The organism is Halopseudomonas sp. T1L2 (genome assembly GCF_055397385.1).
Genome location: NZ_AP040865.1, coordinates 1,259,641 through 1,282,883 on the forward strand (window position 1 = coordinate 1,259,641; position 23,243 = coordinate 1,282,883).

The 23,243-nt window shown below is 58.4% G+C and carries 21 protein-coding genes; 3 read left to right on the forward strand and 18 right to left on the reverse strand.

Going from position 1 to position 23,243, the window contains the following annotated elements; all coding sequences use genetic code 11:
- Positions 1–62: 62 nt before the first annotated feature.
- Entirely contained in the window at positions 63–545 is a 483-nt protein-coding gene (gene iscR, locus ACZ5WQ_RS05930; protein ID WP_228247157.1) for a Fe-S cluster assembly transcriptional regulator IscR, read from the reverse strand.
- Between the two features lie 230 nt (positions 546–775).
- Here iscR and ACZ5WQ_RS05935 point away from each other — a divergent pair, with 230 nt between their 5' ends.
- Positions 776–2,206 carry an aldehyde dehydrogenase family protein gene (locus ACZ5WQ_RS05935; RefSeq protein WP_228247158.1) on the forward strand — a complete coding sequence of 477 codons (1,431 nt, stop codon included), beginning with the start codon at positions 776–778 and terminating at the stop codon, positions 2,204–2,206.
- 101 nt (positions 2,207–2,307) lie between these two features.
- Here the strand turns inward: ACZ5WQ_RS05935 and htpG are convergent, their stop codons facing one another.
- The 4 genes from htpG to ACZ5WQ_RS05955 form a co-directional block, all read right to left on the reverse strand.
- Positions 2,308–4,212: a molecular chaperone HtpG gene (htpG, locus tag ACZ5WQ_RS05940; RefSeq protein WP_464383358.1), complete on the reverse strand. Its 1,905-nt coding sequence runs from the start codon at positions 4,210–4,212 to the stop codon at positions 2,308–2,310.
- 114 nt (positions 4,213–4,326) lie between these two features.
- Complete coding sequence (locus tag ACZ5WQ_RS05945) at positions 4,327–5,295, reverse strand: hypothetical protein (protein WP_464383359.1); 969 nt, start codon at positions 5,293–5,295, stop codon at positions 4,327–4,329.
- 28 nt (positions 5,296–5,323) lie between these two features.
- Positions 5,324–5,764 (reverse strand): PaaI family thioesterase, encoded by a 441-nt coding sequence (locus tag ACZ5WQ_RS05950; protein WP_172409643.1) that lies wholly within the window; start codon positions 5,762–5,764, stop codon positions 5,324–5,326.
- A 2-nt stretch (positions 5,765–5,766) separates the two neighbouring features.
- Positions 5,767–6,234 carry a PaaI family thioesterase gene (locus ACZ5WQ_RS05955; protein WP_228247161.1) on the reverse strand — a complete coding sequence of 156 codons (468 nt, stop codon included), beginning with the start codon at positions 6,232–6,234 and terminating at the stop codon, positions 5,767–5,769.
- A gap of 149 nt (positions 6,235–6,383) precedes the next feature.
- Here ACZ5WQ_RS05955 and ACZ5WQ_RS05960 point away from each other — a divergent pair, with 149 nt between their 5' ends.
- Positions 6,384–6,575, forward strand: a complete 192-nt coding sequence (locus ACZ5WQ_RS05960; protein WP_233049742.1) for a hypothetical protein — start codon at positions 6,384–6,386, stop codon at positions 6,573–6,575.
- Positions 6,576–6,617: 42 nt separating this feature from the next.
- Complete coding sequence (locus ACZ5WQ_RS05965; RefSeq protein WP_464383360.1) at positions 6,618–7,037, forward strand: hypothetical protein; 420 nt, start codon at positions 6,618–6,620, stop codon at positions 7,035–7,037.
- Positions 7,038–7,086: 49 nt separating this feature from the next.
- Here ACZ5WQ_RS05965 and ACZ5WQ_RS05970 read toward each other — a convergent pair whose 3' ends face one another.
- From ACZ5WQ_RS05970 to sdhC, 13 genes are all read right to left on the reverse strand, one after another.
- Positions 7,087–7,479, reverse strand: a complete 393-nt coding sequence (locus tag ACZ5WQ_RS05970) for an MAPEG family protein (protein WP_228247164.1) — start codon at positions 7,477–7,479, stop codon at positions 7,087–7,089.
- A complete protein-coding gene (locus tag ACZ5WQ_RS05975; RefSeq protein ID WP_228247165.1) occupies positions 7,476–8,222 on the reverse strand; it encodes a DUF599 domain-containing protein in 747 nt (248 codons plus the stop codon). The genes ACZ5WQ_RS05970 and ACZ5WQ_RS05975 overlap by 4 nt, the downstream gene beginning before the upstream one ends.
- A gap of 45 nt (positions 8,223–8,267) precedes the next feature.
- Positions 8,268–9,593: a branched-chain amino acid transport system II carrier protein gene (gene brnQ / locus ACZ5WQ_RS05980; protein WP_228247166.1), complete on the reverse strand. Its 1,326-nt coding sequence runs from the start codon at positions 9,591–9,593 to the stop codon at positions 8,268–8,270.
- 74 nt (positions 9,594–9,667) lie between these two features.
- Positions 9,668–11,476: a DUF4153 domain-containing protein gene (locus ACZ5WQ_RS05985; RefSeq protein ID WP_464383361.1), complete on the reverse strand. Its 1,809-nt coding sequence runs from the start codon at positions 11,474–11,476 to the stop codon at positions 9,668–9,670.
- A 115-nt stretch (positions 11,477–11,591) separates the two neighbouring features.
- Positions 11,592–12,473, reverse strand: a complete 882-nt coding sequence (gene sucD, locus ACZ5WQ_RS05990) for a succinate--CoA ligase subunit alpha (protein WP_088274120.1) — start codon at positions 12,471–12,473, stop codon at positions 11,592–11,594.
- Entirely contained in the window at positions 12,473–13,639 is a 1,167-nt protein-coding gene (sucC, locus tag ACZ5WQ_RS05995; RefSeq protein ID WP_088274119.1) for an ADP-forming succinate--CoA ligase subunit beta, read from the reverse strand. The genes sucD and sucC overlap by 1 nt, the downstream gene beginning before the upstream one ends.
- 293 nt (positions 13,640–13,932) lie before the next feature.
- Complete coding sequence (gene lpdA, locus ACZ5WQ_RS06000; RefSeq protein ID WP_088274118.1) at positions 13,933–15,369, reverse strand: dihydrolipoyl dehydrogenase; 1,437 nt, start codon at positions 15,367–15,369, stop codon at positions 13,933–13,935.
- Between the two features lie 91 nt (positions 15,370–15,460).
- Complete coding sequence (gene odhB / locus ACZ5WQ_RS06005; protein WP_269687278.1) at positions 15,461–16,681, reverse strand: 2-oxoglutarate dehydrogenase complex dihydrolipoyllysine-residue succinyltransferase; 1,221 nt, start codon at positions 16,679–16,681, stop codon at positions 15,461–15,463.
- 36 nt (positions 16,682–16,717) lie between these two features.
- Positions 16,718–19,555, reverse strand: a complete 2,838-nt coding sequence (locus tag ACZ5WQ_RS06010) for a 2-oxoglutarate dehydrogenase E1 component (RefSeq protein WP_228247169.1) — start codon at positions 19,553–19,555, stop codon at positions 16,718–16,720.
- Between the two features lie 313 nt (positions 19,556–19,868).
- Entirely contained in the window at positions 19,869–20,573 is a 705-nt protein-coding gene (locus ACZ5WQ_RS06015; RefSeq protein ID WP_088274115.1) for a succinate dehydrogenase iron-sulfur subunit, read from the reverse strand.
- Between the two features lie 11 nt (positions 20,574–20,584).
- Entirely contained in the window at positions 20,585–22,357 is a 1,773-nt protein-coding gene (sdhA, locus tag ACZ5WQ_RS06020) for a succinate dehydrogenase flavoprotein subunit (RefSeq protein ID WP_269687276.1), read from the reverse strand.
- Complete coding sequence (gene sdhD, locus ACZ5WQ_RS06025) at positions 22,358–22,726, reverse strand: succinate dehydrogenase, hydrophobic membrane anchor protein (protein ID WP_088274113.1); 369 nt, start codon at positions 22,724–22,726, stop codon at positions 22,358–22,360.
- Positions 22,720–23,106 (reverse strand): succinate dehydrogenase, cytochrome b556 subunit, encoded by a 387-nt coding sequence (gene sdhC / locus ACZ5WQ_RS06030; protein ID WP_464383362.1) that lies wholly within the window; start codon positions 23,104–23,106, stop codon positions 22,720–22,722. Before sdhC ends, sdhD begins: the two co-directional genes overlap by 7 nt.
- Positions 23,107–23,243: the final 137 nt, after the last annotated feature.

The window sequence follows — 23,243 nt, forward strand, 5'->3', positions numbered from 1 at the left end:
CTTCTTGATTCAGGCACGCATCCGCCCGCGGGCGCTGCGTGCATGGAGAGTTCTGTGACTCTTTAGATAATGCGCTCAAGCGCGCTGACTGTGCTGCGTACTTTGGATACACAATGATCCTGGCGCGAACTGACGCGCTGGATGTCTTCGCGTGACACCAGATCTGCCAGACTGATCTCGTCCAGAAACTGTCGCAGCCTTGCACTCAGATCGGACCAGAGATGATGCGTCAGACACACTGCGCCATCCTGACAGTCGCCCTTTCCAAGGCAACGGGTGGCATCCATCGAGTCGTTCACGGCCTCGACAATCTGCGCAACACTGATGGCTGCAGCCCCACCCGCCAGTCGGTAACCGCCGCCGGGGCCACGAACACTCTCGACCAGCTTGCCACGACGCAACTTGGCAAACAGCTGTTCAAGGTAGGAGATGGAGACGCCCTGACGCATGGAAATGTCTGCCAGCGTGATGGGCCCCTGGTCCTCGTGCAACGCCAGATCCAGCATGGCTGTGACGGCGTAACGACCTTTGGTGGTCAATCGCATAGACGCTCTCGAGCGGATGAATTCACCGCGCCACTATGCAATATCCAAGCAATTCAGTCAAGTATTCGAGAGGTATAAGCCGCCGCATTATAAAGGGATGCGTTCTGTATCGAAAGACGACAACACGGCGTCACTTACACTGCTTCACAAGAAATCTGCTGAAGCGCCGCCAGCGACAATGCTATGGTGGGGTGTTTATGCACTACACCAATAACAAGGAGCCATGCAGAATGAGCCATTACCAGCAGTTCTACATCAACGGCAACTGGGTTGCGCCCAAAGGCACTCAAACCCTGGACGTCATCAACCCCGCCACCGAAGAAGCCGTTGCCACTATCGCCCTCGGCAATAAGGAAGACGTGGATCTCGCCGTTGCTGCCGCCAAGGCCGCATTTGAAAGCTACTCCCAGACTACTCGCGAAGAGCGCATTGCCCTGCTCGAGCGCGTCATCGAGGTTTTCAAGAAGCGCATGGGTGATGTTGCCACTGCCATCTCCCAGGAAATGGGCGCGCCGGCCAAGCTGGCCAAGGTTGCGCAGGCTCCCTCAGGGCTGGGCCACTTTGTTACCGCGCTTGCCGCACTCAAGGAATTCGAATTCGAAGAAACCATTGGCACTACCCTGGTAACCAAGGAGCCGATCGGTGTCTGCGGCCTGATCACCCCCTGGAACTGGCCGATGAACCAACTGACCTGCAAGGTCGCACCGGCGCTGGCTACCGGCTGCACCATGGTGCTCAAGCCTTCCGAGGTTGCGCCGCTGTCGGCACTGGTCCTTGCCGAGATCCTGGACGAAGCCGGCGTACCGGCGGGCGTGTTCAACCTGGTCAACGGTGACGGCCCGACCGTCGGCGCGGCCATGTCGGCTCACCCGGATATCGACATGATGTCATTCACCGGCTCCACTGCGGCAGGCCGCCAGGTCATGACCAACGGCGCACAAACTATCAAGCGAGTCGCGCTGGAGCTGGGCGGCAAGTCGGCCAACATCCTGCTCGACGACGTCAATTTCGAGAAGATGGTCGCCCACGGCGTCATGTCCTGCATGAACAACAGTGGCCAGTCCTGCAACGCACCCACGCGCATGCTGGTACCCAATAGCCGCATGGATGAGGTCGCAGCCATTGCCCAGGCCGTTGTCGCCAAGGTCAAGGCCGGCGACCCGAACGCTGAAGACACCGTCATCGGCCCGGTTGTATCCAAGGCCCAGTGGACCAAGATTCAGGACCTGATCACTGCCGGCATAGAAGAAGGTGCCAAGGTCATCGCTGGCGGCCCGGGCCGTCCGGAAGGTCTGGATAAGGGTTACTACGTCAAGCCGACCATCTTCAGCCATGTAAACAACGAAATGACCATCGCCCGCGAAGAGATCTTCGGTCCGGTGCTGTCGATCATCGGCTACGAAGACGAAGACGATGCAGTACGCATTGCCAACGACACCCGCTACGGTCTGTCCGGCTATGTGTCTTCCGGCGATCTGGACCGGGCTCGCAAGGTTGCCCGCCGCATCCGTACCGGCATGGTCCACCTCAATGGTGCCCAGCTTGACCCGCGTGCCCCGTTCGGTGGCTACAAGGAGTCGGGTAACGGCCGTGAATGGGGCCATTACGGTTTCGAGGACTTCCTTGAAGTGAAATCGATCTTCGGTTACCACCAGGCCTGATATTCCCGGGCCGAAAACAAAAACCCCTCCGCCCACCAGGGCAAAGGGGTTTTTTATTTCCTGCATCACAGCGGGGCGCAAACACCCCGCTGTGACAGAGTCTAGCGACTCAACTCAACCAGCAGCGCGTTGAGACGACGGACATAGGCCGCCGGATCATTGAGCGACTCGCCGGCAGCCAGAGCGGCCTGATCAAACAGAATTCGACTCAGATCAGCGAAGCGCTCCTCGTCCTGCTCGGCGTCCAGACGGTCAAGCAGCGGGTGCGAAGGGTTGATCTCCAGGATCGGCTTGCTGTCCGGCGCCTTCTGCCCGGTGGCTTCCAGAATGCGCCGCATTTGCAGGCCCATGTCGTCCTCATTGATCACCAGCACTGCCGGCGAGTCGGTCAGGCGATGGGAGACGCGCACCTCTTGCAGGTCATCCTTGAGCACCTCCTGGATACGCTTGACCAGATCGGCCTTCTCTTGCGCAGCCTTCTCCTGCTCCTGCTTATCTTCTTCAGCCTCGAGCTTGCCAAGATCTAGGTCGCCACGCGCGACATCGACAAACTGCTTGCCCTTGTACTCGTTCAAGTGGCTCATCAGCCACTCGTCAATGCGATCAGTCAGCAGCAGCACCTCGATGCCTTTCTTGCGGAAGATCTCCAGGTGCGGGCTGTTCTTGACCTGTGCATAGCGCTCGCCAGTCAGATAGTAGATCTTGTCCTGCCCCTCTACCATGCGCTCGATATAGGTATCCAGGCTGACCACTTCGCTGTCATCGCTCTGGGTGGTTGAGGCAAAGCGCAGCAAACCAGCGATTTTCTCACGGTTGGCGAAATCCTCAGCCGGGCCTTCCTTCATCACGCTGCCAAAGGCCTTCCAGAAAGTTGCGTACTGCTCAGGCTCCTTCTTCGCCATCTTCTCCAGCATATCGAGCACGCGCTTGGTCAGCGCTGACTTCATGCTGTCGATGGCCGGATCTTTTTGCAGAATTTCGCGTGATACGTTCAGCGACAGGTCATTGGAGTCGACCACACCCTTGATGAAGCGCAGATACAGCGGCAGGAACTGCTCTGCGTCATCCATGATAAACACCCGCTGCACGTACAGCTTCAGCCCACGCGGAGCCTCACGCTGATACAGATCGAACGGCGCACGACCCGGCACATACAGCAGACTGGTGTACTCCAGCTTGCCCTCGACCTTGTTGTGACTCCAGCTCAACGGATCTTCGAAGTCATGGGCAACGTGCTTGTAGAACGCCTTGTACTCATCATCCGACACCTCGGTGCGCGGACGGGTCCAGAGCGCGCTGGCGCGGTTGACGCTTTCCCACTCGAGTTCGGCAGGCGCATCATTTTCGTCGCCAAAATGCTGCTTGAGCAGCTCAATCGGCAGGGAAATATGATCGGAATACTTGGTAATCACATTGCGCAGACGGAAGCCGTCGGCGAATTCCTTCTCGGCTGCCTTCAGGTGCAGAACGATGCGGGTGCCGCGCTCGGGCTTTTCGATAGTGGCGATGCTGAACTCACCTTCACCGGCCGACTCCCAGTGCACCCCCTCCTCTGCCGCCAGCCCCGCACGGCGGGTAAACACCTCGACCTTGTCAGCGACGATAAAGGCACTGTAGAAACCGACACCAAACTGGCCAATCAGTTGAGAGTCCTTCTTCTGATCACCGGTCAACTGCTGCATAAAGGCCGCAGTACCCGACTTGGCGATGGTCCCCAGGTGATCGATGACCTCCTGACGCGACATACCGATGCCGTTGTCTTCAATAGTCAGGGTATTGGCTGCCGAATCAGCGCTGATACGAATACGCAGGTCGGGCTGATCTTCGAGCAGCGCGGGAGCGGCAATAGCCTCGAATCGCAACTTGTCTGCGGCATCCGATGCGTTGGAAATCAGCTCTCGCAGGAAGATTTCCTTGTTCGAGTACATCGAATGAATCATGAGGTGCAGTAGCTGCTTGACCTCAGTCTGGAAGCCGAGTGTTTCCTTATGAGCGTCCACGGTCATAACGAAGTGTCTCCATTGATGCTGTTCATGGCGAGCCGGCCAGTCCGGCGATGCATCAAGAGATGGGGACAATCCGATTATTTTCAAGGCCCTGCGGAAAGTTTAGCGGGCCTGTCAGCGCGTGGGGCGCGACTCGATTCGTGCGACATCCTCGGGATGGAACTGAAAGTCGACCTGATTGGCACCCTGAGGGAGCGCCAAAACGATTCGCCGGTCATCGGTAACCGCCTTTAGTACCCCCTCGAACTCCCGTCCACCGGTCGTCAGCACCCGGGCAGGCCTGCCGACGAAACCAGCCGGATTCTCAAGCAGTGTCTGCAGACTCAGCTCCTGCCAACCGACTGGCTGCATCGGCATCGGAGCAGGCTCGACCTTGACCGGCTCTGGCTGGCCGGAGGTCTTGCCCAGCCATTCCGGGCGCTCATCAAGCAGACTATGGCCGCCAAGGCGAGTAGCATAGGCCGCAGGAAGGTGCAGGTGGACGGTCATATCAGCCTGTTTTGCCCCGGCCGGCGCAAGCGAGATACTCAGGCTGTAGCCGGACGAAATCCGCTGAAGGCCCGGCGCAGAGAGCGCGCCGGTATACCATTGAATCACCAGCTCGGGCCACGGACCATCGTCACCGGGCAACAGGTCGATGGCAGTTCCCTGCAGTAGCGAGGGTGCCTGATCAAAACGCACAACCAGCGAGCGCAGCGTTCGATTGCCGGTGGCCGTTTCGGCGAACACCAGTTGATCACCCCGCCAGTAGACCTGATCGGGCAGGAACGGTTGCCCCATCAGCGTTCCGCTGAGGGCCATGTCGGTCGGAGAAGCAGACCAGTTGCCACTGAACAATCGCTCGAAGCGCTCGGGCTCATCGCGATAGAGCAGCGCCACCCCCGCCGTGAACGACACAAGGGCCAACACCATCAACACCCTTGGCAGCACCGGGTAACCGCGCCCGCGCACCAGCGGCGTCACCACCGGCACCAGGGTTGCCAGCATTAGCGGCCCCGGGCCAAGGCCCAGGCTGGCAAACACCAGCCAGGCCCAGGAAACGGCCAGCACTACCACTCCACCCAGAATCAATAAGGCTTCCATGTCGCCCGAATCGCTCCCGATTATGTGTCTAGTCCAGCTTGAAGTGCGCCCGCGCAGTGGCGATGGGTTCACTGGAGTGCGTTTGCCAGGCAGTAATCGCGACGTTGCCGACCCGCCTGCCCTGCCGCCAGACCTGGCAGGTAGCATAAGTATCACGGTACAAGCCGGCACGCAGGTAATCCACCGAAAAATCGATGATTTTAGGAAACACTTCACTGTTCATGAACATCATCAGATGGAGCATTGCAGACTGCTCCATAAAGCCGGCAATCACGCCCCCATGAAGCGCCGGAAGAACCGGGTTGCCGATGTTAATGTCCTGACGGGGAAGCGTGAAGAACGCTTCGTTGCCCAAACGCGTTACCTGCATGCCGATCATGCGGGCGTAGGGAATCAGCTCGACCAGCGCACTGTAGTCACCGGTCTCGTGGGAACGAGTAATTATCTGCTGCACCTGCTGCTCACTCAAACTCATGCGTCCCCCTGATCGATCCGCTTGCCAAGATCTGCCGGATCGACGGCCTTGCCCATCCGCATGAAGGTACCAACAACATGGGCAATCGGCTGTTCGCGGTCATCCTGATAGGCAATACCCCGGGTAAAAATAACTGTCGGAGTCACCCGATAGCATTCGGCAAAACCGAAAATCGGCTTGCCCGGTTCCGCCGGATGCATGTAGTCAATCCGCAGATCCAGGGTCGGACAGATTTCAAATTCGGGCAGATAACAGACGGTAGAAATACCGCAACAGGTATCCATGAGCGTTGTAATGGCACCGCCGTGAATAACACCGGTTACCGGGTTTCCTACTATCTGATCACTGTAGGGAAGACGCAGCACCAGGCCATCCTCATCAGCCCGCTCCACCGTCATCTGCAAATGCTGGCAGTGGCGCAGTACGGACAGAAAATTGCGCGCGCGCAGTTCTATTTCACTCATCGACAATACGACCCCGGGATGAATACTCGATAAAGCCGAGCATAGTACCCAGAACGTGAACTAGACTCCATAAGTTGGTCTCGGATTGAACTTTGGCGCACACCGACAGCACTAACCCGTTGAATCCACTGATCTGCAGGAGAGTTCAGATGAATAGCAAAGGGTATGTTGCCGCGGCGCTGGCGTTGACTGCCAGTCTTTGGCTGACGGGTTGCCAGCAGGAGCCCGAGGACAAGCTTGAGGATGCGAAGCAGGAAATGTCTGACGCGGTAGACAGCGTGGGTGACGCTGTCGAAAGCACAGGCGAGGCCATAGAGCAGAAAGCCCAAGAAGCACAATAAGAAGGGGCAAGGGTACTGCCCTGACTATCAAGGAGAGAAGCAATGAAGAAAGTAGCTGCCGCAGTGATGTTGATGGCGAGCGTAGGCCTGATGGCCGGTTGCCAGGAGAGCCCGGAAGACAAGATGGAGGACGCACGCGAGTCCATGTCTGATGCCGTAGACAGCATGCAGGAGGCCGCAGGTGATGTAGCCGACGCCACCGAGCAGAAAGCGCATGAAATGACCGGTAACGAGCCGACCGCCGGCGAGGTGCTGGAACAGAAGGTTGAAGCAGCCGGTGAGCAGGTTGAGCAAGCCTACGACGCGACCAGGGAAAACGTCGAGCAGGCGTACGACGCGACCAAGGACAATGTTGAGCAGGCGTACGATGCATCCGCCGACTACATTGAGGAAAAGGCAGACGCAGTTCAGGATGCGGCTACCGACTCCAAAAACGAGATGGAGAAAGCCATGGAGGAGTAACAACTCTGTGGTGCAGGCATGCCTCCCGGCATGCCTGCCTACCCCGCCCTCAGGCCAGCGCGGGCACCAGCAGAAGGCCCAGACAGCAGACAAAGCCTACGATCCAGACCAGACTGCGCAACGTCGCCTGATTCATGAGATACAGTGCACTGTAGACAATCCTGCAGGCAATAAAAAGCAGGCACAGCAGATTGGCAAGGCTGCCAGCGGTTCCCGTTACCTGTACTACCAGCACCCCTGCCGCAAACAGCGGAAACGCCTCAATCATATTCTGATGAGACGCCAGCGCACGTGCACCCCAGCCGGTCAATGCCGCCTGCTGAGCACGCGGATGCGCGTTGTCATACCCCTTGCCCGAACGCCCCTGCGCAATGGCAACCGGGACTTTGGTAAACACCAGCAGTAACGCTGCGACAAACAAACACCACAGAGGCACACTCATTCCGTTTTCTCCATTTGTGCGGACGGGGGTATCGGCGCCGGGCTGAACATCATGATATGCAGCACGTCCGAATGAAACTCACGGCGATACAGTACCACCACCACACCGGCAACGGTCAAAATGAAGAGCAGCGGATTGATGAACCAGGTAAGCGTTCCCAGAGCAAAGTAGTAGGAACGAAGACCAAGGTTGAATTCATTGCCTGCCATGGACAGCACCCGGGCCATGCGCTCGGCGTAGGCATTGCGCTCTGCCTCGGTGACATTCTTCTCGCCCAGCAGTGGCGCTGAGCCCAGCAGCACCGAGGCAAAGTTGTACTGGCGCATACCCCAGGAGAAGGTAAAAAACGCATAGACAAAGATCGCCGTCAGTACCAGAAGCTTGAGCTCGAATATCTCGCGCCCAACCTGGGCAACAAAGGGCAGTTCGTGCAACAGCACAACAGCCTTGTCTGACGCCCCGATAACAGTAATCAGACCCGCGAGTATCAGCAGGGTACTGGACGCGAAAAATGACGTGTTTCGCTCCAGATTACCAATCACGCTGGCATCAGCCATGCGTTGCTCACGCATCAGCAGACGGTTCATCCAGTCTCGACGATACAGGTGCAGCACAGTAGCCAGACACGCGGTGTCGCGGCCCTTGCGCAACGCATAGTAGGTGTAGCCAACCCAGCAGAGCAAAAACCAGCTGATCGCCAGCAGATTGATCCAAAGACTTCCCGCATCCGGAATCGACAGCATTACCTCTCCTCAGATACCACCGCTAATACCTGCAATAGAGCGGCATCACCGCCCCGCCTGTTGCTGATGCAGACTGCCGTGGCGCAGATACTCGACGAGTATAGCGGCCAACAGGGTTACAGCGACCGGCAACAACCAGCCAAGACTCTGATCCGACAGCGGCAATGCATCGATCCAGGCGCCCGCACTGCTGATCAGACCGGCCGCCTTCAAACCGTCAATCACACCAAACACCAAGGTGACCAGCATGACCGGGCGCATCAGATTCTGCGGACGCGCCATCCCTGCACACAGCAGACTCATGCAAACCAGCGCGATCGCCAGCGGGTACAGACCAACCAGCACAGGGATGGACACACTGATCAGGCTGTCCAGCCCCTGATTGGCAACCGCCATGCTGAACAGGCCAAACACCCAGACAACGGCCCGATAACTGAGCGGCAGCAAGCGACTGAAATACTCGCCGCAGGCTGTCAGCAAGCCAACGGCCGTTGTCAGGCACGCCAGAATAATTACCAGGGCCAACAGCGCACTGCCTGCAACACCAAAACGGTGCTGAACATAGGACGCCAGAATCTGCCCGCCATTGACGCCCTCACCGACCAGTGCGCCACTGGTCGCGCCCAGATAAAACAGAGCCAGATACACCATCGACAAGCCGGCAGCGGCAATAACGGCAGCCAGCACGGTATAACGGGTAATCAGACGCGTCTCGCTGACCTGGCGGTCACGAATCGCCGTGGTAATTACGATACCGAACACCAGAGCACCGAGCGTGTCCATGGTCAGATAGCCCTGCAAAAACCCCTGAATCAGTGGCGCAGAGCGATACTGCTCGGAGGGTGCGTGCATTTGACCAGCGGGAAAAAGGAGCGCGGCAACCCCCAGCATCAGCAAGCCCAGCAGCAGTACCGGAGTGATGTACTTACCGATGCGATCAACCAGTTGACCCGGCTTCAGAGCGAGAAAGATGACGACCGAGAAGTACACGATCGAATAGCCGAGCAAGGCCTGCCAACCATCCTGGACAAAAGGCACCACACCGATCTGATAGGAGACGACAGCAGTCCGCGGCGTAGCAAACAACGGCCCGATCGCGAGATACACGAGAACGCTCAGCAGCACACCGGCCACGCGCCCAAGGGGGCCGGTGAGCTGAGCCAGACCACCTCCAACCCGAGCCAGTGCAATCAGCGTCAACAGCGGCAGGCCAACAGCGGTAATCAGAAAACCAAAGGCCGTTGGCCAGATATTTTCGCCGGCAGCGAGGCCCGCACCGGGCGGAAAGATTACGTTGCCCGCACCGAGAAACAGTGCAAAGGTCATGAAGCCGAGGGCGAGTACATCAATGGGTGTAAGTTGTTTGGTCATAGATTTGAGTTTGACTGTTCGTTGTACGAGTGACTGATCCCTGTACCCTCGAATCTGAATTTAAGCCCAGGACGCTACCGACAACCGTCGGCAGACCAGATAGTCGTGGGAATCCGAAACCGGTCAAAAACCAGGTCCCGTATGTTTTTGGCGGCGAATTCTACCCTGTTCTGCACTACTGCATCGAACAAACCTGCCGGGCGGTAATCGCTGGCCTCGCAACCATCCAGCGTCTGAGCCGGGCCGAGCGTACCGCCGATCTGCCAGCCGCCCTGCTCGTCTTCAAACCAGATTCGGCCAAAGGGTGGCTGCTCTGTGAACTCGCGTCCCAGTACAACAAAAGCGGACTGGCCGGTGACCTCCAGTTGCAAGGCCCAAATCAGACACGCGTTGTTATCAGCTACCTGAGCACTGCAGCCGGCCAGCAGCGGTTCATCACCCAACCTTTCCAGCAGCGCAGAAGGTACAGTGCTCGTACGGGGGAACACCGGTAGCGAAGCAACCTGCTCATGCAACCGGCTGCGATTTTCGCGCATGCGCCCAAGCATCTGCAGAGCCATGGCCGAGCGGCGCGCCGCCCCGCTATCGCTCTCACTCGCCTCGCGGGCAAGCGACGTCAGCGCCGCCACACCGTAGTTGCCACCTTGCCAGGCCAGAAAGTTGACCAACGCCTGATCGTCTCCGCCCGACACATCCAGTCGCGCCACCTGACTGTTTACGCTCAAACGTCTTGGATCAAGCGGGCCTCCGAGTAGCAACAGTATCGCGAGCACCGTGACTACCGCAGCAACAACATTGGTCGCGGGCATCAGCGAGCCTGGATAACGGCCGCGCAGCGCGACAAGTGCATCCAGTACGTAACCGCCCACAAGCAACCCGACAATCAACGTAACCACCATTGCCCAGACACGCTCCGGCGTCAGACCGTACTGACTGATACGCAAACTGAGCGAATAACCGGCCACTGCCACCATCGGCAGCAACACCAGCTTGCCCAGCGCCGTTAACGCGCGCATCGCGCGCCCTCCAGCCACCGGCTCGGCGCCGCCTCGCGACGCCAGGTTGAGCAGTAGCAGGCTGAGCACCACAAACCACAGCAACAGACTGGCAGCACGACCGGTGGAGAGCAGTCGCTCGATGCCCTGTACGCCCCAGCTGCCGACGAACCCGATCCCCAGCAGCGCAGCCAAGGGATACAACCAACCGCAAAGCTGCCTCGCACGCAGATAAATAAAGTCGGCTACCCGATTTATGCGAACAACTACCGACACTGCGTGGGCGAACACCAGCGTACTCAGAGGTATTGAAAACCACGCTTGCTCAATCAGATCCGCGAGAAAGGTCAACGCCACCAGCTTGAACAATCCGGCAGCAGACGCCAGGACGCCCCAGAACAGCGCAAGAACCAGCGCAGCCTGCGCAAGAATCAGCGCGTTACGCAGTAAGGCGTCAACCCAACGAGCGTAATCTACTCGCCAGCGATCACGCGATATGAGTGCCAGTGCGGGAACCAGCAGGAACGCCGCCACAAAAAAGATCAAGGCAGGCCCAAGGTAGTCCCCTACCTGCGACGGCGACCAACCGGCAGCAGTCTCGGCATGTCGACGCAAGCTGCCGGTCGTAAGGCCCTGATGCAGACCAACCAGTGCGGCAGCCAGCGCTACGCCAATACTCAGCAGCCAGCGCCGCACCGCAATCGCCTCACTGGCGCAGTAAAAACTCAGCGGCAGAAAGACCATTACCATGAACAGCGGGATATAGGCGGCAGCATGGGTTGCCGGCCAGACATGCAACTCGGCCGACTGGTATAACCCGTATGCGAGCATGGCCTGCAGCGCCCCTGCCATAAGATGCAGAACGCTAATCCGGTCAAATACCTTCATGTGACTCATATCCTGCGACCCATGTGCCCCGGCACACAGCGATGTGGGAAAGCATGGCAGATAAAACAAAACCCCGCCGAAGCGGGGTTCTGTCACTACCGTTGACCAATGAAAATTACTTCATGGTCCAGCCAGTCAGTTCAGCCAGCGCTGCGCCGATGTCGGCCAGCGAGCGAACAGTTTTCACGCCAGCGTCTTCCAGAGCAGCAAACTTCTCGTCTGCAGTACCCTTGCCGCCGGAGATGATCGCACCAGCGTGACCCATACGCTTGCCTGCCGGAGCAGTAACACCAGCGATGTAGGATACAACCGGCTTGGTGACGTTGGCCTTGATGAACGCAGCCGCTTCTTCTTCAGCGCTACCGCCGATCTCACCGATCATGACGATCGCTTCGGTCTTCGGATCTTCCTGGAACATCTTCAGGATGTCGATGAAGTTGGAGCCCGGGATCGGGTCGCCACCGATACCGACGCAAGTGGACTGACCGAAGCCGGCGTCAGTAGTCTGCTTGACCGCTTCATAGGTCAGGGTACCGGAACGGGAAACGATACCGACTTTGCCCGGCAGGTGGATGTGACCCGGCATGATACCGATCTTGCACTCGCCGGGGGTGATGACACCCGGGCAGTTCGGGCCGATCAGGCGCACGCCCAGCTCGTCACACTTGACCTTGGCGTCCAGCATGTCGAGAGTCGGGATGCCTTCGGTGATGCAGACAATCAGCTTGATGCCGCTGTTGGCCGCTTCAAGGATGGAGTCCTTGCAGAACGGAGCCGGAACGTAGATCACGCTGGCTTCGGCGCCAGTTGCCTCAACAGCTTCAGCAACGGTGTTGAACACCGGTAGGCCCAGGTGAGTAGTGCCACCTTTGCCCGGAGTAACGCCACCAACCATCTTGGTGCCGTAGGCAATCGCCTGCTCGGAGTGGAAAGTACCCTGCGAGCCGGTGAAGCCCTGGCAGATGACCTTGGTGTCTTTGTTGATCAGGATGCTCATTATTTACCCTCCGCGGCCTTGACGACTTGCTGGGCAGCGTCGGTCAGACTGGTTGCAGCGATGATGTTCAGGCCACTCTCGGCCAATACCTTGGCGCCGAGATCGGCGTTGTTGCCTTCCAGACGAACAACAACCGGTACCTTGACGCCTACTTCTTTAACGGCGCCGATGATGCCTTCAGCAATCATGTCGCAGCGTACGATACCGCCGAAGATGTTAACCAGAACCGCTTGTACGTTGGAGTCGGACAGGATGATCTTGAACGCTTCGGTAACGCGCTCTTTGGTCGCGCCGCCGCCCACGTCCAGGAAGTTGGCAGGCTTGCCGCCGTGCAGGTTGACGATGTCCATGGTACCCATGGCCAGACCGGCGCCGTTGACCATGCAGCCGATGTTGCCTTCCAGAGCAACGTAGTTCAGTTCGAACTTGGCAGCGTGGGCTTCACGCGGATCGTCCTGGGACGGATCGTGCATGGCGCGCAGCTTGGGCTGACGGTACATGGCGTTGCCGTCGATGTTGATCTTGGCGTCCAGGCAATGCAGGTTGCCGTCTTCCTTGATCACCAGCGGATTGATTTCCAGCAGCGCCAGGTCGTAGTCGGCGAACAGCTTGCCAAGGCCTACGAAAATGTTGGTGAACTGCTTGATCTGGTCGCCTTCGAGGCCCAGCTTGAATGCCAGCTCACGGCCCTGATAGGGCTGCGGGCCAACCAGCGGGTCGATGGTAGCTTTCAGGATCTTCTCAGGCGTCTCTTCCGCAACCTTCTCGATCTCGACACCACCTTCGGTGGAGGCCATGAAGACGATACGGCGAGTGGAACGATCAACTACCGCGCCCAGGTACAGTTCCTTGGCGATGTCGGTGCAGGACTCAACCAGAATCTTGCTGACCGGCTGACCATTGGCATCAGTCTGGTAAGTAACCAGACGCTGACCCAGCCACTTCTCGGCGAAGGCTTTTGCATCTTCCTTGCTCTTGACCAGCTTTACACCGCCGGCTTTACCGCGGCCACCAGCGTGAACCTGAGCCTTGACGACCCACATATCGCCGCCAATCTTGTCACAGGCTTCAGCCGCTTCTTCCGGAGTGTCGACAGCAAAACCCTTGGATACTGGAAGGCCGTATTCAGCGAACAGCTGCTTCCCCTGATATTCGTGAAGATTCATGCTTTTCTACCGTTTTGATCGTGTAGGAATTACGTTTTATAGCCACTGTCCTAGGGGACCGTAACCACCAATGCCGTTCTGCCGGAGACCTGCTGACCCGCACATGTCTCATCCTTTACATGCCCTGCTGCCTGCACTCGCCCTTTTCGACGGGCTCGTGACGGGCAAACCGGCATCCGGCAACACGGCTGACCACCCTATCGTGGCCTGGCCGATTGCTCGGCCAAAGTTGTCCTTTAAGCTGCGCTGTTGACCCGACTGTCGCACTGCGACCGCCGGGTCAGCGCGCTATATTAACGCTTCTTGCGGTTGGCGACATGAATTGCGTGGCCATTTACCGCCAGTGCCGCTTCATGCAGCGCCTCGGACAGCGTCGGGTGCGAGAAGACCATCATGCCCAGATCTTCTGCGCTGGTACCGAATTCCATCGCGATGGCGCCCTGCTGAACGAGTTCGGCAGCGCTAGGGCCAATAACGTGAACACCCAATACGCGGTCTGTCTTGGCATCGGCAATCATCTTGACGAAGCCGCCGGTGTCGTTGGCAGCAACCGCACGGCCACTGGCAGCGAACGGGAATACGCCGACGTTGAACTCGACGCCTTCAGCCTTGAGCTGCTTCTCGTTCTTGCCGACCCATGCGATTTCCGGGTGGGTGTAAATAACAGACGGGATCAGGTCGTAGTTCATCGCGGCCTTGTGCCCGGCGATGCGCTCGGCAACCATTACGCCCTCTTCCGACGACTTGTGGGCCAGCATCGGGCCGCGAACCATGTCACCGACGGCGTATACGCCCGGCACGCTGGTGGCGCAGTAGTCATCAACATACACCATGCCACGCTCGTCCAGATCGACACCACAATCGGAGGCCAGCAGGTTTTCGGTGTAAGGACGGCGGCCAACGGCCACAATCAGCTTGTCAAAGGTCAGCTGCTGCTCGCCTTCGCTGTCGGTAAACGACACGGTGACCTGCTTGCGCTTGATCTCGGTACCGGTAACGCGCGCGCCGAGGCGAACCTGCAGACCCTGCTTGGTGAAGGTCTTCAGGGCTTCCTTGGCAACCTGCTCATCGGCCAGGCTCAGGAAGGAATCCAGTGCTTCGAATACGACCACTTCAGCGCCCAGACGGCGCCATACCGAACCCAGTTCCAGACCGATCACACCGGCGCCGATAACGCCCAGTTTTTTCGGTACAGAGGTGAAGTCCAGAGCACCGGTGGAATCGACGATAATATCGTCGGTCAGCGGTGCCGGCGGAATGTTGATCGGCACGGAGCCGGAGGCCAGAATCACGTTCTCAGCATCCAGTACAGTCACGGTACCATCGGGGGCGGTGACTTCAACCTTCTTGCCGGCCAGCAGCTTGCCGTGACCTTCAATGCTGGTGACACCGTTGGCCTTGAACAGGGTCGCAACGCCACCGCTGAACTGCTTGACGATCTTGTCCTTGCGCTCGACCATCGCCGGAACATCCATGCTGATGCCCTTGACGTCGATGCCGTGGACCTTGTAGCCCTCTTTGGCTTCGTAGTACTTCCAGCTGCTGTCCAGCAGTGCCTTGGACGGGATACAGCCAACATTCAGGCATGTGCCACCAAGGGCGTTCTTGCCGTCCTTGCCGACGTATTTCTCGATACAGGCGGTCTTCAGACCCAGCTGCGCGGCACGGATGGCGGCAACGTAGCCGCCAGGGCCCGCGCCAATGACTACCACATCGTATTTCTGACTCATGAGCAAATCCTCTGTTGGCAGCAGAACTCAAAACGGAGCCCGGCACTGGGTGCCGGGCGAGTAATCTGCTGCTAAAAACCCGTAGTACCGATCAAACGTCCAGCAGCAGACGAGCCGGGTCTTCCAGCAGGTCCTTGATGGCAACCAGGAAGCTCACCGCTTCCTTGCCGTCGATCAGGCGGTGGTCGTAGGACAGTGCCAGATACATCATCGGCAGGATGACAACCTGACCGTTGACCGCCATCGGCCGCTCCTGGATCTTGTGCATGCCCAGAATAGCTGCCTGCGGCGGGTTGACGATCGGAGTGGATACCAGCGAACCGAATACACCACCGTTGGAGATAGTGAAGGTGCCGCCGGTCATCTCTTCCATGGTCAGCTTGCCGTCGCGAGCCTTGCGGCCGTAATCGGCGATGGTGCCTTCGATGTCTGCCAGGCCCATGTGCTCGGTGTTGCGCAGAATCGGCACAACAAGACCGCGGTCACTGGATACGGCAACGCCAATATCCTGATAGCCGTGGTAGACAATGTCGTTGCCGTCAATGGAGGCGTTGACCGCCGGGAAGCGCTTGAGTGCTTCGGTAGCCGCCTTGACGAAGAAGGACATGAAGCCCAGACGCACGCCGTTGTGCTTCTTCTCGAACAGGTCCTTGTACTTGCTGCGCAGGTCCATGACCGGCTTCATGTTGACCTCGTTGAAGGTAGTCAGCATGGCCATGTTGGACTGGGCATCAACCAGACGCTCGGCGATACGCGCACGCAGGCGGGTCATCGGCACGCGTTTCTCGGTCCGATCGCCTTCAGGCAGCGCAACAGCGGCAGCCGGCGCTGCCGGTGCAGCAGGCTTGGCAGCCGGAGCGTTCTTCTTCGCCTCAACAGCGTTCAGCACGTCTTCCTTGGTGACGCGACCGCCCTTGCCGGTACCGGATATCTCGGACGCGACCAGACCGTTTTCCTCAGCCAGCTTGCGGGCAGCCGGCGACAGCATCGGCTCCTCACCAGTTGTTTCGGCAGCAGCCGGTGCCGCCTCGGCCTTGGCCTCAGCCGGCTTGGCAGCCGGCGCTGCAGCAGCCTCACCGTCTTTCAGCACGCCCAGGACTTCGCCACTCAGTACGGTGTCGCCTTCGGCCTTGGCAATGTCGCCCATGACGCCGTCAGCTTCCGCCAGCACTTCCATAACGACCTTGTCGGTCTCGATATCTACCAGCAGCTCATCGCGTTTTACCGCATCACCCGGTTGCTTGTGCCACGTGGCAACAGTGCCGTCAGCCACCGATTCCGGAAAAGTTGGGGCTTTGATTTCAATAGCCATTGTCGATCCTTATTAATCTCTGTTGTCTGACGTAGCTCAGACGGTAAAGGCGTCTTGCAGGAGCTTTTCCTGCTGTTCAGCGTGCATGGAAGGATGGCCGCAGGCCGGCGCGGCAGAAGCCTCACGTCCAGCGTAGTCCAGATACAGATTCTTGGTCTTGTGCTGAGACAGTACGCGACGCATGTGATGCTGGCTGCAGTACCAGGCGCCCTGGTTCATCGGCTCTTCCTGACACCAGACAACCTTCTTCAGGTTCTTGTAGGGTGCCAGCACATCGGCCAGATCGTCCTCAGGGAACGGATACAGCTGTTCGATACGAATAACCGCAACGTTGTCCAGCTCCTCATTGCGACGCTTTTCCAGCAGGTCATAGTAGACCTTGCCGCTACACATAACGACGCGATCAACCTTCTTCGGATCGATGGCATCGATCTCCGGAATCACGGTCTGGAAGGAGCCTTCGGCCAGTTCTTCCAGAGTCGAGGTCGCCAGCTTGTGGCGCAGCAGCGACTTGGGAGTCAGGGCAATCAGCGGCTTGCGCAGCGGACGAATCACCTGGCGGCGCAGCATGTGGTAGACCTGAGCCGGAGTAGACGGCACGCACACCTGAATGTTGTGCTCGGCACACAGTTGCAGGAAGCGCTCGAGACGGGCGGACGAGTGCTCCGGACCCTGCCCTTCGTAGCCGTGCGGCAGCAGCATGGTCAGACCACACAGACGTCCCCACTTGTGCTCGCCGCTGGTGATGAACTGGTCGACGACCACCTGGGCACCATTGAAGAAGTCACCGAACTGGGCTTCCCAGATAACCAGCGCATTGGGCGTGGTTGTTGCGTAACCGTATTCAAACGCCAGTACGGCCTCCTCCGACAGGAAGGAGTCGTAGATATCGAAACGCGGCTGGTTGTCGCTCAGCTTGCGCAGCGGAACATAGGCACGGCCATCGTTTTGACTGTGCAGCACAGCGTGACGGTGCGAGAAGGTGCCGCGACCCACGTCCTGGCCAGTGATGCGCACAGGATGCCCTTCGTGCAGCAACGTGGCGTAAGCCATGGTTTCGGCGAAGCCCCAGTTCAGCGCCAGAGCACCGGCAGCCATCTTGCGACGGTCTTCGATGATCTTGCCAACCTGACGCTGCAGCACCAGGCCGTCCGGCAGATCGGTCAAGCGGTTGGCCAGCTCCTGCAGGGTCTTCAGGTCAAAACTGGTGTCGTGACGCGCAGTCCACTTGTGATTCAGGTACGGCGTCCAGTCAACGAACGAACTGCTGTCCGGCTCCTTGACCAGGCTCTTGACCACGTGGTCACCGTTATCCAGCGCGTTGCGGTACTCCTCGAAGTAATCCTGAACGTCTTCCTTGCTCAGCACGCCTTCGGCAACCAGGCGCTCCGCGTAGATTTCGCGGGTTGTCGGGTGCTTGGTGATGACTTCATACATCAGCGGCTGGGTACCGGAGGGCTCGTCGGCTTCGTTGTGGCCGCGACGGCGGTAGCAGACCATATCGATGACGACGTCACGCTTGAACTGCATGCGGTAGTCAACGGCCAGCTGGGTTACAAACAGAACCGCTTCCGGATCATCGCCATTGACGTGGAAGATCGGCGCCTGAATCATCTTGGCAACGTCGGTGCAGTACTCGGTGGAACGCGCATCGTCCTGACGGCTGGTGGTGAAGCCAACCTGGTTGTTGATGACGATGTGGATGGTGCCACCAGTCTTGTAGGCTCGGGTCTGGGACATCTGGAATGTCTCCATGACCACACCCTGACCGGCAAAGGCTGCATCACCGTGAATGCTGATCGGCAGCACCTTGTCGCCAGTCACGTCGAGGCGACGGTCCTGACGGGCGCGTACGGACCCCTCGACCACCGGAGAAACAATCTCCAGGTGAGACGGGTTGAAGGCCAGCGCCAAATGGACTTCGCCACCGGAGGTCATGACGTTGGACGAGAAGCCCTGGTGGTACTTGACGTCACCGGAGCCCATGTCGACCTTCTTCTTGCCTTCGAACTCGTCGAACAGGTCGCGGGGGTTCTTGCCGAGGGTGTTGACCAGCACGTTCAATCGGCCGCGGTGTGCCATGCCGAGCACAACTTCCTGGGTGCCGTAGGAGCCTGCACGCTGAATGATTTCATCCAGCATGGGAATGAGGCTCTCACCCCCTTCCACACCAAAACGCTTGGTACCCGGATACTTGGTACCCAGATACTTCTCCAGACCTTCAGCAGCAGTCAGACGCTCGAGCAGGTGACGCTTGGTATCAGCGCCCAGCTGGGGCTTGCCGCGCACGCTTTCGATACGCTGCTGGAACCAGCGGCGCTGGGTGGAATCCACGATGTGCATGTACTCGGCCCCGAAGGTCGAGCAATAGGTCGATTTCAGCGCATCCAGAATTTCACGCAGGGTCGCCTCATCCTTGCCGATCTGCAGCTCACCGGTGCGGAACACCGTGTCCAGATCAGCATTGGTCAGGCCGTAATCGGCCAGAGTCAGGTCGGCGATTTCTTCGCGCTTCCAAAGGCCCAGGGGATCAAGAGTGGAAGCCTGATGGCCACGCATCCGGAAAGCCTGGATCAGACGCAGAACATCGATCTGCTTTTTCTCGTGCTCGCTACTGACTGCGCCGCCGCTGACAGCCTGCGGACGACGATTGCTCTTGGCGAGCTGAAGGAAGTGGTCGCGAATTGCGGAGTGGGGAACGTCCGAACCGGCGTGACCGTTTACCTGGGGCAGCTTTTGGAAATAGCTTCGCCACTCTTCGGAAACACTGTTCGGATCTTGCAGGTAGAGCTCATAAAGCTCTTCAACATAGGACGCATTCCCACCGTCAAGGTGAGAGGTGCTCCACAGCTGCTGCATTACGCTGTCTGGCATGCTTGGTCACCCTCTATAAGGGGACACCACCTGGCGCTAAGACCATTAATTGGCGAGTCATTCAATGACTCAGCCATCCGCGCGAAACTGCTGGCGTTGACTAGTGGCAGTGTCGCTGCCTCCAATCCTGCCGCCACCTATCCCGTTTAACGGAAAATTGCCGGCCCCGACAGATAGTTCGGGTGTTACCCGAGTGCCCCTGCTGGTTTAGGTACATACAAACCGCTGCTTTTTGGGCTGCGGTTCGTTAAAAAACTGACCGGCTCCCTATGGCAGGAGCCGGTACAGGCCAACTTAATGCAATTTAAGCCGATCAGGTACCGCTTTGCAGCAGCATGTTGCGGATGTGACCAATGGCACGGGTCGGGTTGAGACCCTTCGGGCACACATTCACGCAGTTCATGATGCCGCGGCAGCGGAATACACTGAACGGATCATCCAGGGAAGCCAGACGCTCGTCGGTCTTTTCATCGCGACTATCCGCCAGGAAGCGGTAAGCCTGCAGCAGACCAGCCGGGCCGATAAACTTGTCCGGGTTCCACCAGAAGGAAGGACAGGAAGTCGAACAGCAAGCACAGAGAATACACTCGTACAGGCCATCCAGTTTTTCCCGCTCTTCGGGTGACTGCAGGCGCTCGATAGCGGGCGCCGGCGTGTCGTTTTGCAGATACGGCTGCACTTTTTCGTACTGCTTGTAGAAGATGCTCATATCTACAACCAAGTCACGAATTACCGGCAAACCAGGCAACGGACGCAGAACAAGCTTGTTGTTCTTGACCACGGAAGACAGCGGAGTGATACACGCCAGGCCGTTTTTGCCGTTGATATTCATGCCATCAGAGCCGCACACACCTTCACGACAGGAACGGCGGTAGGAAAAACCTACATCCTGTTCCTTGATCAGGGCCAGTACGTCAAGAACCATGATGTCCTTGCCGCCGGTATCAACCTGAAAATCCTGCATGTGAGGAGCGTTGTCGCTCTCGGGGTTGTAACGATAAACACTAACTTGCAACATATCGATCACCCTTAGTAAGTACGCACTTTAGGCTCAAATGCCGGAACAGTCTTGGGCGCGAAGTTAACCGCACGCTTGTTCAGCTGCTTGGTTTCAGGCATGTACAGGCTGTGGCACAGCCAGTTCACGTCATCGCGCTCCTCGAAGTCTTCACGCGCATGGGCACCGCGGCTTTCCTTGCGGGCTTCAGCTGCGATCGCAGTGGCTTCGGCCACTTCCAGCAGGTTCTGCAGTTCCAGCGCTTCAATACGTGCGGTGTTGAATGCCTGGCTCTTGTCTTCGATCTTGACGTTGGCGATGCGCTCACGCAGATCGGCCAGCTGGGCAATACCCTTCTGCATGTATTCGCCAGTACGGAATACACCGAAGTAGTTCTGCATGCAGTTCTGCAGTTCCTTACGCAGCGGAGCAACATCTTCGCCGGTATTACGCTCGTTCAGACCGGACAGGCGCGCCAGGGAGGCGTCGATGTCGGACTCAGAGGCACCACGGTGCTCGATACCTTCCTTCAGCGCAGACTCCAGGTGCAGACCGGCAGCACGACCGAAGACCACCAGGTCCAGCAGCGAGTTGCCGCCCAGACGGTTGGCGCCGTGTACGGATACGCAGGCCACTTCACCAACAGCGAACAGACCTTCAACAATCTTGTCGTTGCCGTTGGCATCCTGGGTAATCGCCTGACCATGAATATTGGTAGCGATACCACCCATCATGTAGTGACAGGTCGGAACAACCGGGATCGGCGCAGTGACCGGATCAACGTGGGCGAAGGTCTTGGACAGTTCGCAGATACCGGGCAGACGGCTGTGCAGCACTTCCTCGCCCAGGTGATCCAGCTTGAGCATGACGTGGTCGCCATCCGGACCACAGCCGTTACCGGCCAGAATTTCCTTGACCATGGAGCGCGCAACCACGTCGCGGCCAGCCAGGTCTTTCGCGTTCGGAGCATAACGCTCCATGAAACGCTCACCGTGCTTGTTGATCAGGTAGCCACCTTCACCACGGCAACCCTCGGTAACCAGGGTACCGGCACCGGCGATACCGGTCGGGTGGAACTGCCACATTTCGATGTCCTGCACCGGCACGCCAGCACGCAGAGCCATGCCAACGCCGTCGCCAGTATTGATCAGGGCGTTGGTGGTAGAGGCATAGATGCGACCTGCACCGCCAGTCGCCAGCACGGTAGCCTTGGCACGGATATAGACGGTTTCGCCGGTTTCAATGCAGATGGCGATAACACCAACGACAGCACCGTCCTGGTTCTTGACCAGATCCACGGCATACCACTCGTTCAGGAACGAGGTGTTGTGCTTGACGTTGTTCTGATACAGGGTGTGCAGCAGTGCGTGACCGGTACGGTCGGCTGCAGCACAGGTACGGGCAGCCTGAGTCGGGTTATCGGGACCCTTGGACTGACCACCGAACGGACGCTGATAGATGCGCCCGGTTTCGGTACGGGAGAACGGCAGACCCATGTGCTCAAGCTCGAAGACCGCTTCCGGGCCAACGGAACACATGTACTCGATTGCGTCCTGGTCACCGATGTAGTCGGAGCCCTTGACGGTGTCGTACATGTGCCAGCGCCAATCGTCATTCGGATCGGCAGAGGCGATGGCGCAGGTGATGCCACCCTGGGCCGAAACGGTGTGCGAGCGAGTCGGGAATACCTTGGTTACAACAGCGGTCTTGTGACCACCCTGAGCCAGCTGCAGTGCAGCGCGCATGCCGGCACCACCACCACCCACGATGATGGCATCAAAAGTCAGTGTGCGAATGTTAGACATTTAGTTACCCCAGAGAATCTGCACGCCCCAGACGAAAATCACGAACATGACCAGACCGCAGACCGCCTGGAACAGGAAGCGGACAACGGTGGCAGATTTGCCAAGGGCCATGGGAGTCAGGTAGTCGGTCGAGATGGTCCACATCCCAACCCACGCATGCACACTCAGCGAAACCAGTGTCAGCAGGCTGAAGATGCGCATCCAGCTCTGGGAAAACAGACCATGCCAATCAGCAAAGGTCAGCCCCGGATTGCAAATCAGGTAGCCAAGCAAAAACAGCACATAAGCAGCCAGCACTACAGCGGAGACGCGCTGCGCCATCCAGTCATAGAGACCGCTGCGAGACAGGTTGGTGACATTCGTTACCATATCCACACCCCCAGAAGAACAATCACGATGGCAGAAACCACGATTACTACCTGCGAACCAAGCTTGCCGCTTTCCAGCCCTTCACCAATCCCCGCATCCATTACCAGATGACGCACACCGGCAATGAGGTGGTAGAGAAGCGCGGACAGAACGCCCCAGATGACCAGCTTGGCCAGTGGGTTCTGCAGGCAGCTCTTGATCTGCTCAAAGCCGCTCTCGGAGGTGAGAGAGGTGTCGAGCATCCAGAGAAGCCCAGCGATGGCGACAAACAGGATCACGCCAGAAATGCGATGCAGAATTGACGTGTATGCGGTTACAGGAAGCTTGATAGTCCTGAGGTCGAGGTTGACGGGTCGTTTGCTATTCACGGCTATATTCACACTCAGGGCCCTGTGGACAGGGCTGGATTATAGGAAGATGCACTGTGACACCTTTAATGACCCGCCCCAGCAGCCTCTGGCGAAGCCCTGCGGGTCACTTTGCCGGTCAAGGAGTATAGTGACTTAGACCGTTGATT

What these genes read in the sequence shown, in the direction of transcription:
- iscR (WP_228247157.1), bottom strand. Translation starts at nt 545, where the DNA reads ATGCGATTGACCACCAAAGGTCGTTACGCCGTCACAGCCATGCTGGAT.
- ACZ5WQ_RS05935 (WP_228247158.1), top strand. Translation starts at nt 776, where the DNA reads ATGAGCCATTACCAGCAGTTCTACATCAACGGCAACTGGGTTGCGCCC.
- htpG (WP_464383358.1), bottom strand. Translation starts at nt 4,212, where the DNA reads ATGACCGTGGACGCTCATAAGGAAACACTCGGCTTCCAGACTGAGGTC.
- ACZ5WQ_RS05945 (WP_464383359.1), bottom strand. Translation starts at nt 5,295, where the DNA reads ATGGAAGCCTTATTGATTCTGGGTGGAGTGGTAGTGCTGGCCGTTTCC.
- ACZ5WQ_RS05955 (WP_228247161.1), bottom strand. Translation starts at nt 6,234, where the DNA reads ATGAGTGAAATAGAACTGCGCGCGCGCAATTTTCTGTCCGTACTGCGC.
- ACZ5WQ_RS05960 (WP_233049742.1), top strand. Translation starts at nt 6,384, where the DNA reads ATGAATAGCAAAGGGTATGTTGCCGCGGCGCTGGCGTTGACTGCCAGT.
- ACZ5WQ_RS05965 (WP_464383360.1), top strand. Translation starts at nt 6,618, where the DNA reads ATGAAGAAAGTAGCTGCCGCAGTGATGTTGATGGCGAGCGTAGGCCTG.
- ACZ5WQ_RS05970 (WP_228247164.1), bottom strand. Translation starts at nt 7,479, where the DNA reads ATGAGTGTGCCTCTGTGGTGTTTGTTTGTCGCAGCGTTACTGCTGGTG.
- ACZ5WQ_RS05975 (WP_228247165.1), bottom strand. Translation starts at nt 8,222, where the DNA reads ATGCTGTCGATTCCGGATGCGGGAAGTCTTTGGATCAATCTGCTGGCG.
- brnQ (WP_228247166.1), bottom strand. Translation starts at nt 9,593, where the DNA reads ATGACCAAACAACTTACACCCATTGATGTACTCGCCCTCGGCTTCATG.
- ACZ5WQ_RS05985 (WP_464383361.1), bottom strand. Translation starts at nt 11,476, where the DNA reads ATGAAGGTATTTGACCGGATTAGCGTTCTGCATCTTATGGCAGGGGCG.
- sucD (WP_088274120.1), bottom strand. Translation starts at nt 12,473, where the DNA reads ATGAGCATCCTGATCAACAAAGACACCAAGGTCATCTGCCAGGGCTTC.
- sucC (WP_088274119.1), bottom strand. Translation starts at nt 13,639, where the DNA reads ATGAATCTTCACGAATATCAGGGGAAGCAGCTGTTCGCTGAATACGGC.
- lpdA (WP_088274118.1), bottom strand. Translation starts at nt 15,369, where the DNA reads ATGAGTCAGAAATACGATGTGGTAGTCATTGGCGCGGGCCCTGGCGGC.
- odhB (WP_269687278.1), bottom strand. Translation starts at nt 16,681, where the DNA reads ATGGCTATTGAAATCAAAGCCCCAACTTTTCCGGAATCGGTGGCTGAC.
- ACZ5WQ_RS06010 (WP_228247169.1), bottom strand. Translation starts at nt 19,555, where the DNA reads ATGCCAGACAGCGTAATGCAGCAGCTGTGGAGCACCTCTCACCTTGAC.
- ACZ5WQ_RS06015 (WP_088274115.1), bottom strand. Translation starts at nt 20,573, where the DNA reads ATGTTGCAAGTTAGTGTTTATCGTTACAACCCCGAGAGCGACAACGCT.
- sdhA (WP_269687276.1), bottom strand. Translation starts at nt 22,357, where the DNA reads ATGTCTAACATTCGCACACTGACTTTTGATGCCATCATCGTGGGTGGT.
- sdhD (WP_088274113.1), bottom strand. Translation starts at nt 22,726, where the DNA reads ATGGTAACGAATGTCACCAACCTGTCTCGCAGCGGTCTCTATGACTGG.